Source organism: Bradyrhizobium sp. WD16 (assembly GCF_024181725.1).
In the GTDB taxonomy this organism is placed as follows: Bacteria; Pseudomonadota; Alphaproteobacteria; order Rhizobiales; family Xanthobacteraceae; genus Bradyrhizobium_A.
The window spans coordinates 912,158-926,672 of sequence record NZ_CP028908.1 but is presented as its reverse complement, the minus strand read 5'-3'; the positions used below and the strand labels follow the sequence as shown (position 1 = coordinate 926,672).

Annotated in this window: 10 protein-coding genes; 5 read left to right on the top strand and 5 right to left on the bottom strand. The window is 64.9% G+C overall.

The genetic code is table 11. The features are described from left to right. Positions 1-66 precede the first annotated feature (66 nt). The 3 genes from DB459_RS04345 to gfa all read left to right on the top strand — a co-directional run bounded on the left by DB459_RS04345 (position 67) and on the right by gfa (position 2,606). Positions 67-588: a c-type cytochrome, methanol metabolism-related gene (locus DB459_RS04345; protein WP_253713417.1), complete on the top strand. Its 522-nt coding sequence runs from the start codon at positions 67-69 to the stop codon at positions 586-588. 193 nt (positions 589-781) lie between these two features. Beyond that, positions 782-1,891, top strand: a complete 1,110-nt coding sequence (locus DB459_RS04340; RefSeq protein WP_253711713.1) for an S-(hydroxymethyl)glutathione dehydrogenase/class III alcohol dehydrogenase — start codon at positions 782-784, stop codon at positions 1,889-1,891. Between the two features lie 151 nt (positions 1,892-2,042). Continuing rightward, positions 2,043-2,606 (top strand): S-(hydroxymethyl)glutathione synthase, encoded by a 564-nt coding sequence (gene gfa, locus DB459_RS04335; RefSeq protein ID WP_253711712.1) that lies wholly within the window; start codon positions 2,043-2,045, stop codon positions 2,604-2,606. Positions 2,607-3,501: 895 nt separating this feature from the next. Here the strand turns inward: gfa and DB459_RS04325 are convergent. The 5 genes from DB459_RS04325 to bamA all read right to left on the bottom strand — a co-directional run bounded on the left by DB459_RS04325 (position 3,502) and on the right by bamA (position 11,108). Then, positions 3,502-5,457 (bottom strand): MacB family efflux pump subunit, encoded by a 1,956-nt coding sequence (locus tag DB459_RS04325; RefSeq protein ID WP_253711711.1) that lies wholly within the window; start codon positions 5,455-5,457, stop codon positions 3,502-3,504. A gap of 1 nt (position 5,458) precedes the next feature. Beyond that, a complete protein-coding gene (locus DB459_RS04320; protein ID WP_371926862.1) occupies positions 5,459-6,685 on the bottom strand; it encodes an efflux RND transporter periplasmic adaptor subunit in 1,227 nt (408 codons plus the stop codon). 8 nt (positions 6,686-6,693) lie between these two features. Then, on the bottom strand, positions 6,694-8,268 hold the full coding sequence (locus DB459_RS04315) for an efflux transporter outer membrane subunit (RefSeq protein ID WP_253711710.1): 1,575 nt from the start codon (positions 8,266-8,268) through the stop codon (positions 6,694-6,696). Then, positions 8,268-8,447 carry a hypothetical protein gene (locus DB459_RS04310; protein ID WP_253711709.1) on the bottom strand — a complete coding sequence of 60 codons (180 nt, stop codon included), beginning with the start codon at positions 8,445-8,447 and terminating at the stop codon, positions 8,268-8,270. Before DB459_RS04310 ends, DB459_RS04315 begins: the two co-directional genes overlap by 1 nt. Positions 8,448-8,684: 237 nt before the next feature. Continuing rightward, positions 8,685-11,108, bottom strand: a complete 2,424-nt coding sequence (bamA, locus tag DB459_RS04305; protein ID WP_253711708.1) for an outer membrane protein assembly factor BamA — start codon at positions 11,106-11,108, stop codon at positions 8,685-8,687. A gap of 526 nt (positions 11,109-11,634) precedes the next feature. Here bamA and DB459_RS04300 point away from each other — a divergent pair. After that, complete coding sequence (locus tag DB459_RS04300; RefSeq protein ID WP_253711707.1) at positions 11,635-12,717, top strand: hydrogenase small subunit; 1,083 nt, start codon at positions 11,635-11,637, stop codon at positions 12,715-12,717. Beyond that, entirely contained in the window at positions 12,718-14,511 is a 1,794-nt protein-coding gene (locus tag DB459_RS04295) for a nickel-dependent hydrogenase large subunit (protein ID WP_253711706.1), read from the top strand. Positions 14,512-14,515: the final 4 nt, after the last annotated feature.

Below are 14,515 nucleotides of genomic sequence, written 5' to 3'. Positions count from 1 at the left end.
TTCACGAATGCGCCAGGCTCGTCCTTTCAAGCCGGGCGTCAAGAAAACCGAATACAAACATCGGGGATGAAGCGCGTGCGAGCCATTTTCTTGGGTGCAGTGATTGCTGTCGTGGCGTTCGGAGGGATTGCTCATGCCGACGGCAGCGGTGATCCGAAAGCCGTGAAGTCGGAAGACGGAAAATACTTCGCGAAGGATGGCGATCCGACCTTCAACGTGGCTGCTGACGGCACCGTCGACTGGTACACCTATTCCGGCTATCGCCGCTATCACTCCGAATGCCACGTCTGTCACGGCCCGGACGGCATGGGCTCGACCTACGCTCCGGCCTTGAAAGACTCGCTCAACAATCTCAGTTACGGCGACTTCCTCAACGTCGTCGCCACCGGCCGCAAGAACGTGTCGTCGTCCCAGGAAAACGTCATGCCGGCATTCGGCGAAAATGCGAACGTGGTCTGCTATCTGGACGACATCTACATCTACCTGCGGGCCCGGGCCAATGACGCGGTCGGCCGCGTCCGCCCGGCCAAGCACGAAGACAAACCGGAGGCCTATACCAAGGCGGAAACGAGCTGCATGGGGCATTGAACGTCGTCACGCGAAGCGGACGCGCTTCGCTCGAGGAACTAGCGCCAATCAGGAAGTCGGAGCCGTCGCTCCGATTCACGCGCGGCGAAAAAGGCCCTAAAACGGACCGGCGATTCTCACCCCTTGGTTTCTCCCCCCTCGTTCGAGAGTCGAACTGGCAAACGATAGTTGAAATGCAAAACTGGAGTTTAGGATGAAGACCCGCGCCGCCGTCGCCTTCGAGGCGAAGAAACCGCTCGAGATCGTCGAGGTCGACCTGGAGGGGCCCAAGGCCGGCGAAGTCCTGGTCGAGATCATGGCCACCGGCATCTGCCACACCGACGCCTACACCCTGGACGGCCTCGACAGCGAAGGCATCTTCCCGTCCATTCTCGGCCATGAGGGCGCCGGCATCGTCCGCGAGGTCGGCGCCGGGGTCACCTCGGTCAAGCCGGGCGACCACGTCATTCCGCTCTACACGCCGGAATGCCGGCAGTGCAAAAGCTGCCTTAGCCGCATGACCAATCTGTGCACCTCGATCCGCGCCACCCAGGGCAAGGGCGTCATGCCCGACGGCACCTCGCGCTTCAGCTACAAGGGCAAGCCGATCTACCACTACATGGGCTGCTCGACCTTCGCCAATCACACCGTGCTGCCGGAAATCGCGGTGGCCAAGATCCGCGAGGACGCGCCGTTCGACAAGGCCTGCTATATCGGCTGCGGCGTCACCACCGGCGTCGGCGCCGTGGTCAATACCGCCAAGGTCTGGCCGGGCGCCAACGTGGTGGTGTTCGGCCTCGGCGGCATCGGCCTCAACGTCCTCCAGGGCGCGCGGATGGTCGGGGCCGACAAGATCATCGGCGTCGACCTTAATGACGACAAGGAGGAATGGGGCCGCCGCTTCGGCATGACCCATTTCGTCAACCCCAAGAAGATCGACACCGACATCGTCCAGCACCTCGTGGCGCTGACCGACGGCGGCGCCGACTTCACCTTCGACTGCACCGGCAACACCACGGTGATGCGCCAGGCGCTGGAGGCCTGCCACCGCGGCTGGGGCACGTCGGTCGTCATCGGCGTCGCCGAGGCCGGCAAGGAAATCTCGACACGGCCGTTCCAGCTGGTCACCGGGCGGGTGTGGAAGGGCACGGCGTTCGGCGGCGCCCGCGGCCGGACCGACGTGCCCAAGATCGTCGACTGGTACATGAACGGCAAGATCGAGATCGACCCGATGATCACCCACATCCTCAAGCTCGAGGAGATCAACAAGGGCTTCGACCTGATGCACGAGGGCAAGTCGATCCGCTCCGTCGTCGTCTTCTGACCGCTGGAGCATGATCCGGAACAGCGAGTTAGCTGTCTTCCGATCAGATCATGCCCGATCAACAGGCTGGAGCGCGATGGCGACTGATCTCGAAGCTATCGCGCTCCGGCACTCGCAGGACAACAACGTCAACCCCAGGAGGAAACGGCCCATGACTGTTCATATTCATCCGTCGGTCGATAGTGGCGTACGCAAGGGCACCGGCAGCTTTGCCGGCGGCACGCTGGTCTGCAAATGCAAGGACAGGCCGGTGAAGGTCCAGATCACCGGCGACGTCGCCCATAACCACGCCTGCGGCTGCACCAAGTGCTGGAAGCCGGAAGGCGCGACCTTCTCGGTCGTCGCGGTGGTGCCGCGCGACAGCGTCAAGGTGGTGGAGAACGGCGACAAGCTGAAGATTGTCGACCCGTCCGCCGCGATCCAGCGCCATGCCTGCAGCGTCTGCGGCACGCACATGTACGGCCGGATCGAAAACAAGTCCCACCCGTTCTACGGCCTGGATTTCATCCACCCGGAACTGTTCGTCGAGACCGGTTCGGCCGCCCCCGGCTTCGCCGCCTTCGTCTCGTCGGTGATCGAGTCCGGTGTCAATCCGGCGGATATGGCCGGAATCAGGGCTCGCCTGAAGGAACTGGGGCTCGAGCCCTATGACTGCCTGTCGCCGGCGCTGATGGACGCGATCGCGACCCACGTCGCGAAATCGAAAGCAGCCTGATCGGCCGAAGGGGCGGCGGCCACCTCCAGTCGCCGCCCCGAACTTCCTTATGCAATCGACGCGATCCGATCGGCCCGTGCGTGGCGCGTACCGGCGCGCGTCAGGAAGCTAGTGCGGCCTATGTCTCGCAATTGCCAGGGGCTTGCCGCGAAGGGCATAGGCAATTGCGAGACGCCACACTAGTGTGGTGGATCTGACGCTCGTTTCAGTATTGCAGCGAGTTCTTCGAACGAGCGTCAGATCCAAAACCACACTAGAATCATGATGATGCTAGTGTCCTGTCTCCGAATTACCGCTTCATTTGCCTCACCCTCGCACGGTAATTCGGAGACATCGGGACACTAGCAAAATCAAAAAGCTAGTGTGGCTTATGTCTCGCAATTGCCTATGAGAGGATTGCCGCAAAGGGCATAGGCAATTGCGAGACGCCACACTAGTCTAGTGTCCCCTTGTTTCCAACGTTCGTATGAGCGCCTGCTGCAATGGGATACGAACGTTGGAAACAGGACACTAGCGCTGCAATCCCGCCGAGGAGCTTCATGCCGTTCCCCCCTTGGTATATGGGCCGCGACGTGCTTCGCACCTGATCGAGTCCCCTGAAAGCGCCCCGACCGCGCGATCGACATTGCCAGGCGATCGGGCATTCCGCTCAAGATTGCCGCAAAGGTCGACCCGGCGGACCGTGACTACTTCGATAAATCCATCAGGCTGCTGCTGAACGATCCGCTGGTCGAATATGTCGGCGAGACTCCTGCCGGTGGGGAGCTGACATTCGTCTCGCGCGCCGCGCCCACGAATTGCCCGAGAGCCGCGCTCAAGAGCCGTGTTCAAGAGCCTTGTCCAAGTGTCATGCGTGCGCGTGCGCCCGCATCCACCACCACACGCCAACGACGCTTCAGTCGCGGCTCAGCGCCACCACCGGATCGAGGAACGAGGCGCGGCGCGCCGGGAAATAGCCGAAGACGATGCCGATCGTCGTGGACGTGGCGACGGCGGCGGCAATCGACAAGCTCGAATAGGTGACGCCGAAACTCGGGATCGCCAGATTAAGGCCGAGACCGAGCAGCATGGCGATGACGATCCCGGCGATGCCGCCGACCGACGAGATCAGCGTCGCCTCGATCAGGAACTGCTGCAGGATGTCGCCGCGTCGCGCCCCGACCGCCATGCGCACGCCGATCTCGCCGATCCGCTCGGAGACCGACACCAGCATGATGTTCATCACGCCGATGCCGCCGACCACGAGCGAGATGACGGCGATCGCAGCCACCAGGAAGGCGAGGGTCTGGGTGGTGCTGGTGATGGTGCGGCGGATGTCGTCGGTGTTGAGGACGACGAAATCCTTGGTGTTGTGGCGCCTCGTCAAGAGCGTGGTCACCGCCTGTTCGGCGAGCGAAGTGGCGACCTCGTCCCTGACCCGAAGCAGTACGCTGCGCAGCGAATGGTCGCCGATGAATTGGGCCTGGACGGTGGTGTAGGGCAGATAGACCGAGAGGTTCTGGCTGGAGCCGAAGCCGCCTTGCTGCTGGGCGATGACGCCGACGACGCGGCAGGGCACCCGTCCAACCCAGATCACCCGTCCGACGCCGCCTGTCGGGTCGTTGGCGAAGAAGGTCTGCCGCGTATTGTCGTCGATCACGACCTGACGATCGATGTCGCGCACGGCCGTATCGTCGAACAGCCGGCCAAGCGCCAGCTTGGCGCCTTTGACGGCGAAATACTGCTCGCCGACGCCGTTGACCAGCGCGTTGGATTCGCTCGCGGCATAGCGCAACGTCGTGCTGGTCGACACTGTCGGCGTGACCCCGGCGATGAAGCTCTGCCGCTCCAGGGCCCGGGCGTCGTCGAGCACCAGCGTCTTGATCTTGCCCGCCCTCGCATCGCCGAAGTCCTTGCCGGGAAAGACCTCGATTGTGTTGGTGCCGAGGTTGGCGATGTCCGACAGCACCTTGCGTTGCGAAGCGTTGCCGAGCGCGACCACCGACGATACCGCGGCGATGCCGATGATGATGCCGAGCATCGTCAGGAAGCTGCGCAGCCGATGCGCCGCCATCGACAGCAGGGCCATGCGCGAGGCCTCGCGCAGCCGGCCGAGATAGGCGCTCCATCGTCCTTCCGTGCCGGCTTGCGGCCGGGTGGGCGGCGTCGCGATCGCCGCCGGGCGTCCGGTCCGGCGATCGGCGACGATGGCGCCGTCGCTCAGTTCGATGATGCGTTCGGCCCGGGCCGCGACTTCGGGGTCATGGGTGACAATGATGATAGTCCGGCCCTCGGCGTGCAACTCGTCGAGGATGCGCAGCACCTCTTCGCCGCTGCGGCGGTCGAGCGCGCCGGTGGGCTCGTCGGCCAGGATCGCTTCGGCGCCGTTGATCAGCGCCCGCGCGATCGAAACGCGCTGCTGCTGGCCGCCCGAGAGCTGGTTGGGACGGTGGCCGCCGCGTGCGTCCATGCCGAGGCGGGCGAGCAGGGCCTTCGCCCGCGCGCTGCGCTCGCGGCTGGGCCGGCCGGCATAGATCGCGGGTATCTCGACGTTGCCGGCGGCTGTGAGCTCCGGCAGCAGATGATAGCGCTGGAAGATGAAGCCGAAATGCTCGCGCCGCAGCGCGGCGAGCGCATCGGCATCGAGTGCGGCAGTCTCGCGCCCGGCAACCCGATAGCTCCCGGAGCTCGGCCGGTCGAGGCAGCCGAGGATGTTGAGCAGCGTCGACTTGCCGGAGCCCGACGACCCCATGATCGCCACCATTTCGCCGGGGCGGATCGCGAGATCGATGCCCTCGAGCGCCACCACGGTGCTCTCGCCGGCGACGAATTCCCGCCGGACGCCGCGCAGCGCAATGATCGGCTCCGTCATCTCACGGGCCTCCCGGGCCCGGGCCAGGGCCGAAGCCGCGCGATGCCGGCTGGTTGCTCGCAACCTGACCGGTCACGACCTTCTCGCCGGCCTCGAGCCCCGAGGTGATCTCGATCGTGGTGCGGTCGTTCAGGCCGGTGATGACGGTGCGTTCCTTGACCGCGCCGGACGCATCGAGCACGCGCACCGTCTGGCGCCCGTCGGCCTGGCGCGACACCGCGAGGGCGGGGACGAGCCTGATGCCCTTGGCCTCGCCGACCACGATATGGACTTCCGCGGTCATGTAGGTTCGCAGCCGCCGCGCGGGGTTGGGCACCCTGAAGACGCCGATATAGTAGATCGCGGAACTGGAGGAGCTTGACGATGACGACGAGGTCGACGCCGTCGTCGAGGTCGAGGTGAAGCTCGAGTCGGTCTTGATCGATTCCGGAGCCGGCTCGATCTGCTCCAGCTCCGCTTCGTAGCGGTGGTCCTGATCGCCGAGGATGGTGAAATAGAGTCGCTGCCCGGGTTTGACCTTGACGATATCGGACTCGGAGATCTCGGCGCGGACCGTCATGGTGTCGAGCCGGCCGAGCACGACGATGGTCGGGGCCGATTGAACCGCATTGACCGTCTGGCCTTCCTGCGCGACCACGGCGAGCACGGTGCCGTCGGTCGGCGCGGTGATCCGTGTGTAGTCGAGATTGACCTTGGCGGTCTCCACATTGACTTCGGCGGCGGTGATCTGCGCGGTGAGCGAGGCGATCTGCGCCCGGGTCTGGCGCATGGTGGCTTCGGTCGAATCGTAGTCGCTGCGGGAGGTGGCGCGCTGGGCGAAAGTCGCCTGCGCACGGGCGAAGTTGGCCTCGGCCAGCGCCAGGGTCGCTTCCTTTTCCTGCTTCTGGGCCCGATAGTTCTCCAGTGAGGCCTGGGCGGTGCGAAGATCATTCTGTTTGGTGACGGGATCGATCTGGGCGATCAGATCTCCCGACTTGACCTGGTCGCCGACCGCGACCTTCAGGGCGATGATGCGGCCGGAGACCTGGGCGCCGACGGCCGTCAGCCGCAACGGCTTCAGCGTGCCGTTGGCGAGAACCTCTTCCCGGAGGTCGCCGATGGTGACCGGGACGCTCATGAGCGAACCCTGGTCGCGTGGCGCAGCGACGTGAGCCAGCGTGACGGCACCGCCGGCAACAATGGCGAGCGCCGCGGCGGCGGCGATGATGATGCGGGTGCTGCGGGACAACGAGGAGATCACCGGAGAGGCTTCCGCGGGTGGGGGCCGGTATCGCGATCGGCGATCAGCGGCTGGCCGGCATCAATTGCGCCGTCCCAGCCGCCGCCGAGCGCTTTTGCCAGCGCGACATAGTCCTTCGCCATCGAAGTCCGGCTCTGCAGCAGGGAATCCTCGGCAGAGTACAGCGAGCGTTCGGCGTCGAGCACGTCGATGAAGCTGGATGAGCCGTTTTCATAGAGCGCGCGGGACAGCCGCGCGGCTTCCCGATAATTCGTCGCCGCTTCCGACAGCTTGCGGATGCGAACCCGCTCGGTCGAGAGCGACACCAGCGCATTCTCGACGTCCTCCAGCGCCGTCAGCAGCGTCGACTGGAAGGTCGCGAAGGATTGGTCGCGCTGCGCCTCGGCGATCTTGACCGCGGCATAGCGCTTGCCGGCGTCGAACACCGGGACGGTGACGGAAGGTCCGATCGACCAGCTGACGCTGGAATATTTGGCGAGGTCGCCGAGCCGCAGGGCGGAGGTGGCGACCGATCCCGTGAGGCTTACGCTGGGGTAGCGATCGGCTTCGGCCTGACCGATTTTCGCCGTGGCCTGGGCGAGCTTGCGTTCGGCGCTGGCAACGTCGGGCCGGTTGCGCAGCAGGTCCGCGGGAATGCCGGCGGGCAGCGGCAGGCGCGGGTCGGGGAGGGGCGCGGCTCCGGTCATCGTCGTCGCCAGCGCGCCGGGTGCACGCCCGAGCAGGATGCCGAGCCGATGAATATCGGCCGCCCGCGCCGCTTCATAGGTCGGCACGTTGGCTTCGGTGCTGGCGGCCTGGGCGGTCGCCTTGGCGACGTCGACCGCGGTGGCGCTGCCGGCGTTGAACTTGGATCGGGTCAGGCGTTCGGTATCGCGCTGCGAACTGGAGGTCCGATTCGCCAGCGCGATCCGGGCCTGATAGCCGCGGGCCTCGATGTAGTAGGAGGCGACGTCGCCGATCAGCGTCAGCAGTGTGCTGCTCAGGTCGTCCTCGGCGGACTGTTCACCGCGCAGCGCCGCCTCGAGGCCGCGATGATTGCCGCCGAACAGATCCAGTTCCCAGCTGGCGTCGAATCCGGCCTGGTACAGGCCGTAAGGCGCGACGTCGGTGCCGATCGAATCGACTGACGCGCCGCTGCTGGCCTTGTTGTGGGTTGCAGATCCCGTCCCCTCGATCGAAGGAAAAAGGCTGGCGGCGGTCTGGGCGAGCGTCGCCCGGGCCTCGCGGATTCGCGCCTTGGCGTTGGCGACGTCGGGATTGGCCTCGACCGCTTCCTCGATCAACCGGCCGAGCAGCGGATCGCCGAGCCGGCGCCACCAGCGTGTCAGGGCGGCATGATCGGCCGACGGTGCGGCGGGCGCATTCCGCCAGCGCGAGGGCAACGACGGCGACGGCGGCCCGACATAATCCGGGCCGACCGCGCAACCGGCCAGAAGCAGCGCGAGGCCGCCTGCAAGGCCCAGTCCGGCATGCCGGCGGCGGCTCGCGGTCCGGCCCTTGCCGCCGGCGGTTCGGGCGTGGCCATGATCCGCAGCTGGTCGGGCAGGGACGCGAAAGCACCGGAATGACATCAAATCGCAATACCGCCTTCGATCGGCGGCTGTGAGGAAGCATTCGCCGGTCGCTGTTCGCCGCTGAAGATGAGAACCGTCGGATGACGATCCTCGATAGCGGTGCCCGGACCGCGCTTCAGCAACAGATAGGTTTCCAGATGTTTCGTCTGCTTCAACGTGTGGCTGGTGAGCGCCATCGCTTCGAAGGGGCCGGCTTCGAAGGGGCTGAAAGAGTGCCCTCGGGTGGCGCTTGGCTCACCACCCGAGGGAGACGACCGGAGCGCGGCGGGGGAAGCCGGGTTGTTTGCTCAGGCCGATCGATATTTAGGTGGCGTGTCTTGCCGAAATGTGGTCCGCCGGCGTCACACCTGAGAAGAGTTGTAGAATCTTGTTTCTGTGCCGGGTCGATCGTTTCGAGAATGCGCGCCGGCGTTTCAGAACGATGTGCCGCCGCCGAAGCGGAATTGCTGGACGACGTCATGAGAGCTCTTGGTGACGGGCACGGCGTAGTCGAAGCGCAGCGGACCGAACGGCGACGCCCAGATCAGGCCGACGCCGACCGAGGAGCGAACGGTGTTGTCGTCGCTATAGGTCATCGTCTCGAGCGTCTTCGCCCAGGAGGTCGGCCCCTCGTAGCCCCACAGCGAGCCGGCGTCGGCGTAGACGGCGCCCTTCAGGCCCACTTCTTTCGGCAGGAACCAGAACGGCATCTGCAGTTCGGCCGACGCGCCCCAGTATTTCGTGCCGCCGAGGGCGTCGTTGGTGGTGCCGGAGGTGATGTCGCGCGGGCCGATGCCGTTGCTGGCGAAGCCGCGGACGAGCTGCGGGCCCATCTGGAAATGGTCGAGCATGCGCAGGTCGTCGCTGCCGAGCTTGTTGAGAATGCCGCCTTGCAGATGGATCAGGCCGACGATGTCGGCCACCAGCGGCTGGAAGTACTTCACGTCGCCGGTCGATTTGAGGTAGCTGACATCGCCGCCGACGCCGGCGAAGTCCTGCCGGAAATCGACCAGCAGGCCGGAAGTCGGGTTCTTGTTGTTGTCGAGGGTGTTGAAGGTCAGGGTGTAGCCGACCGCCGAGGTGATCGCGCGCCCCTTGTCGAGCTCGATCCGAACCGGCAGCGAGGCTTCGCCGTCGTCGTAGCAACCGGGCGTCGGATTGTAGGCGAGCGAGGTGTTGGCCGCGTTGTTGTTGCAGTTGTCGTAGGCGGAGGTCAGTCCGATTTTCTGCGCCGACAGCGAATAGCGCAGCTGCAGCGTCAGGTCCTCGCGCAGGGCGAAGCCGAGCCGCGTGTTGAAGCCGTAGGATTCCACCGAGTAGGAGCGGTAGGAGTTCTGATCCTGCTTGTTGTAGAAGAGATCGGTGCCCAGCGCGACCCGGTAGCCGAGCAGGTAGGGTTCGACGACGGAGAGCGAAACACCCCGGGAATACTGGCCGTAGGACACCGCCGCCTTGGCGTAGAGGCCGCGGCCGAGCAGGTTGCGCTCGGAAACGCTGACTTCGCCGAGGAAGCCGTCGGAGGTCGAGTAGCCGCCCGACACCGAGAACTCGCCGGTCGACTTCTCTTCGAGGTCGACATCGACAACGACGCGGTCGCTGGATGAGCCCGGCTCGGTCGAGATCTTCACGGTCTTGAAATAGTCGAGATTTTTCAGCCGCCGCTCGGCGCGGTCGACCAGGGCGCGGTTGTAGGCGTCGCCCTCGGAGAGGTCGAACTCGCGCCGGATGACGTAGTCGCGGGTCCGGGTGTTGCCGCGGATATTGATGCGCTCGATATAGTTGCGCGGACCCTCGTCGACGTTGAAGACGATGGCGACGGTGCGATTCTCGAAATTGCGCTCGCCGCTCGGCCGCACCATGGCGAAGGCGAAGCCGCGGCGCGAGGTCTCGATCTGCATCTCCTCGACCGACTTCTCGACCGCCTCGGCGTTGTAGAGCGAGCCGACGCTGACCCGCGACAGGCTGGCCAGCGAATTGCCCTCGAGCGAGCGGATGCTCGAGTGGAAGCTCACCGAGCCGACGCGATATTGCTGACCCTCGTCGATCTGGAAGGTGACGATGAAGCCCTTGCCCTGGGGGTCATATTCCGTGAGCGCCGCCACCACCTGCACGTCGGCATAGCCGTTCTTGAGGTAGAAGCGCCGAATCAGGTCGCGATCGGCCTCGACCCGGTCCGGATCGTAGATGTCGCCGGAGGCGAGGAAGCTGAGCAGGTTCGATTCGTGGGTCTTGATCACGTCCTTGAGGCGATAGGACGAATACGCGTTGTTGCCGACGAAGTTGATGGTCTTGACGCCGGTCTTGCTGCCCTCGGTGACCTCGAAGACGAGATCGACGCGATTGTTCGGCTGCTCGATGACCTGCGGCACGACGCGGACGTCATAGCGGCCCGAGCGACGGTAGATCTCGGCGATGCGCTGGGCATCCGCCTGCACCATCGGCCGCGAGAAGGTGCCGCGCGGCTTGGACTGGATCTCGGCCGAAAGCTGGTCGTCCTTGATCTTCTTGTTGCCCTCGAAGGCGACACGGCCGATCACCTGGTTTTCGACCACGGCGACGACGATCCGGCCGCCGACGTTATTGATCTTCACGTCCTGGAACAGGCCGGTCTCGTACAGCGCCTTGAGCGCGTCATCGATGCGGCCGCTGTCCAGCCGGCCGCCGGGACCCGGCTTGAAATAGGAGCGGATGGTGTCCGCCTCGACGCGCCGGTTGCCCTCGACCACGATCGACGAGGCGGTCTGGGCCGCCGCGGGCGCGGACAAGGGCAGCAGCAGCAGGGCCGCGAGCGATGTGGTGCGAAGACGGCTGAGCGAGACCGACTTCGATCGGCCCGGCTGGCGGGGACTGGCGTTCATCAAGCTGGAGGCCCACTGTTCGAGAGTGGTTCGAGATATCGGTGTGGCCCCGGCCAAATGATGGCGATTGCAATTCGCCTTATTGAGAAATGTTTCGGACGATGAACGGGCCGTTCGAAGATGTCGGCAGGACGATCCGCCGTCTCAATTCATCGACGGCAGGCGTAGATGGTGGGGTGCCGCTCAGGATTCCGCGCGGCTGCAATCGGGCAGGCGGTGCGCCGTCGTTCTTTCAATTCCATCGTTGCGGACCACCGCGAGCGAGGCGGCCGCCGCCCGCGTGCGAGGTGACGGTCGCGGGCGATGCATTGGCCGCTGAACCGAAACTCCGCCGCGCGTTCCCGGTAAGCAGCTTTCCACTGGGTGGCAGGATCGTTCAGGGGCTATCCGCGTCGCTGCGCCGCAAAATAAGTCTAAGTTGTTGACATCAAACGCCCAATCGAAGTGGCGCGGAACTTGCTATCATTTCTCCTTCGAACCACTGCCGCAACCATGCGGCGTTCGTTATGGGGGAGGACCGCCGGCGATGACCGAGACATTCTATGACGTGCTCAGGCGCCAGGGCATTTCGCGCCGAAGTTTCCTGAAATTCTGTTCGTTGACCGCGGCCTCGCTCGGCCTCGCGCCGGAATTCGCGCCGACCATGGCGCAGGCGCTGGAGACCAAGCCGCGCACGCCGGTGCTGTGGCTGCACGGCCTCGAATGTACCTGCTGTTCGGAGGCCTTCATCCGCTCGGCGCATCCGCTCGCCTCTGACGTCATCCTGTCGATGATCTCGCTCGATTACGACGACACCATCATGGCGGCGGCGGGCAATGCGGCTGAAGCGATCGTCGATGAGATCATCGCCAAGTACAAGGGCAACTACATCCTGGCCTGCGAGGGCAATCCGCCGCTCAACGAGGATGGGATGTACTGCATCATCGGCGGCAAGCCCTATCTCGACCAGCTGCAGCGTGCCGCCAAGGACTGCAAGGCGATCATCTCCTGGGGCTCCTGCGCGTCCTGGGGCTGCGTCCAGGCGGCGCGGCCGAACCCGACCCAGGCGGTGCCGATCCACAAGGTGATCAAGGACAAGCCGATCATCAAGGTGCCGGGCTGTCCGCCGATTCCCGAGGTGATGACAGCCGTCATCACCTACATGCTGACCTTCGACCGCATTCCCGAGCTCGATCGTCAGGGGCGGCCGAAGATGTTCTATTCCCAGCGCATCCACGACAAGTGCTATCGCCGGCCGCATTTCGATGCCGGCCAGTTCGTCGAGTCCTGGGACGACGACGGGGCGCGCAAGGGCCACTGTCTCTACAAGATGGGCTGCAAGGGGCCGACCACCTACAACGCCTGCTCGACGGTGCGCTGGAATTCCGGCGTGTCCTTCCCGATCCAGGCCGGCCATGGCTGCATCGGTTGTTCCGAGGACGGCTTCTGGGACAACGGCTCGTTCTACAATCGCCTGACCGACATCAACCAGTTCGGCATTGAGGCCAATGCCGACAGGATCGGCGCCGTCGCGGTGGGGACCGTCGGCGCCGCCGTCGCCGCTCATGCCGCCGTCAGCGCCATCAAGCGCGCCCGCGACAAGGCTCCGACCAACGGGGGGAATTCGTAAATGACCATCCAGACGCCCAACGGCTTTACGCTCGACACCACCGGCAAGCGCGTGGTTGTCGATCCGGTCACCCGGATCGAGGGTCACATGCGCTGCGAGGTCAATGTCAGCGCCGACAACATCATCACCAATGCGGTGTCCACCGGCACCATGTGGCGCGGCCTCGAGGTGATCCTCAAGGGCCGCGACCCGCGCGATGCCTGGGCCTTCACCCAGCGCATCTGCGGGGTGTGCACCGGCACCCACGCGCTGACCTCGGTCCGCGCGGTGGAGGACTCCCTCAACATCAAGATTCCGGAGAATGCCAACTCGATCCGGAACATCATGCAGCTCTGTCTGCAGGTCCACGATCACCTCGTGCACTTCTATCACCTGCACGCGCTCGACTGGGTCAATCCGGTCCATGCGCTCAAGGCCGATCCGAAGGCGACCAGCGAATTGCAGAAGGCGAGTTCGCCGCGTCATCCGAAGTCGTCGCCGGGCTATTTCCGCGACGTCCAGAACCGCCTGAAGAAGTTCGTCGAGAGCGGCCAGCTCGGTCCGTTCCGCAACGGCTATTGGGACAATCCGGCCTATATCCTGCCGCCCGAAGCCAACCTGATGGCCGTGACCCACTACCTGGAAGCGCTCGACTTCCAGGGGCACCTCGTCAAGATCCGCACCGTGTTCGGCGGCAAGGATCCGCATCCGAACTGGCTGGTCGGCGGCGTGCCTTGCGCCATCAATCTCGACGGCGAGGGCGCGGTCGGCGCCATCAACATGGAGCGCCTCAATCTCGTCAAGTCGATCATCGACCAGACCATCGAATTCATCGACAACGTCTACATCACCGATATCCTGTCGGTCGGCGCGCTGTACAAGGGCTGGCTCTATGGCGGCGGCATCTCGGGCAAGAACGTGCTCGCCTATGGCGACATTCCCGATCACGCCAACGATTATACGCCGGCCAACCTGATGATGCCGTCGGGCGCCATCATCAACGGCAACCTCAAGGAGGTGCACCCGGTCGATCTGCGCGATCCCAACCAGATCCAGGAGTTCGTGCCGCATTCCTGGTACACCTACCCCGACGAGAAGAAGGGGCTGCACCCCTGGGACGGCATCACCCAGCCCAAGTTCCAGCTCGGCGCGGCCACCAAGGGCACCAAGACCAACATCCAGCAGCTCGACGAGAGCGGCAAGTATTCCTGGATCAAGGCGCCGCGCTGGAAGGGCCATGCCATGGAGGTCGGCCCGCTCGCCCGTTACGTCGTCGGCTATGCCTCGGGCAACAAGGAAATCACCGAGCAGATCAACCTCGTCCTCAAGACGCTCGACGTGCCGGTCACGGCGCTGTTCTCGACGCTCGGCCGCACCGCGGCGCGCGCGCTCGAGGGCCAGTGGGCCGCCTACAAGATGCGCTACTTCATGGACAAGCTGATCGCCAACATCAAGGCCGGCGACAGCTCCACCGCCAATGTCGAGCGCTGGGATCCGAAGACCTGGCCGAGCGAGGTCAAGGGGGTCGGCTTCACCGAGGCGCCGCGCGGCGCCCTGGCGCACTGGCTCAAGATCAAGGACGGCAAGATCGACAACTACCAGTGCGTGGTGCCGACTACCTGGAACGGTTCGCCGCGTGACAACGAGGGCAATATCGGCGCCTTCGAGGCCTCGCTGATGAACACCAAGGTCGAGCGTGCCGACGAGCCGGTGGAGATCCTGCGAACGATCCACAGCTTCGACCCCTGCCTTGCCTGCTCGACCCATGTCATGAGCGAGGACGGCCAGGAATTGGCGAAGGTCACGGTGCGCTGAGGGA

What these genes read in the sequence shown, in the direction of transcription:
- DB459_RS04345 (WP_253713417.1), top strand. Translation starts at nt 67, where the DNA reads ATGAAGCGCGTGCGAGCCATTTTCTTGGGTGCAGTGATTGCTGTCGTG.
- DB459_RS04340 (WP_253711713.1), top strand. Translation starts at nt 782, where the DNA reads ATGAAGACCCGCGCCGCCGTCGCCTTCGAGGCGAAGAAACCGCTCGAG.
- gfa (WP_253711712.1), top strand. Translation starts at nt 2,043, where the DNA reads ATGACTGTTCATATTCATCCGTCGGTCGATAGTGGCGTACGCAAGGGC.
- DB459_RS04325 (WP_253711711.1), bottom strand. Translation starts at nt 5,457, where the DNA reads ATGACGGAGCCGATCATTGCGCTGCGCGGCGTCCGGCGGGAATTCGTC.
- DB459_RS04315 (WP_253711710.1), bottom strand. Translation starts at nt 8,268, where the DNA reads ATGTCATTCCGGTGCTTTCGCGTCCCTGCCCGACCAGCTGCGGATCAT.
- DB459_RS04310 (WP_253711709.1), bottom strand. Translation starts at nt 8,447, where the DNA reads ATGGCGCTCACCAGCCACACGTTGAAGCAGACGAAACATCTGGAAACC.
- bamA (WP_253711708.1), bottom strand. Translation starts at nt 11,108, where the DNA reads ATGAACGCCAGTCCCCGCCAGCCGGGCCGATCGAAGTCGGTCTCGCTC.
- DB459_RS04300 (WP_253711707.1), top strand. Translation starts at nt 11,635, where the DNA reads ATGACCGAGACATTCTATGACGTGCTCAGGCGCCAGGGCATTTCGCGC.
- DB459_RS04295 (WP_253711706.1), top strand. Translation starts at nt 12,718, where the DNA reads ATGACCATCCAGACGCCCAACGGCTTTACGCTCGACACCACCGGCAAG.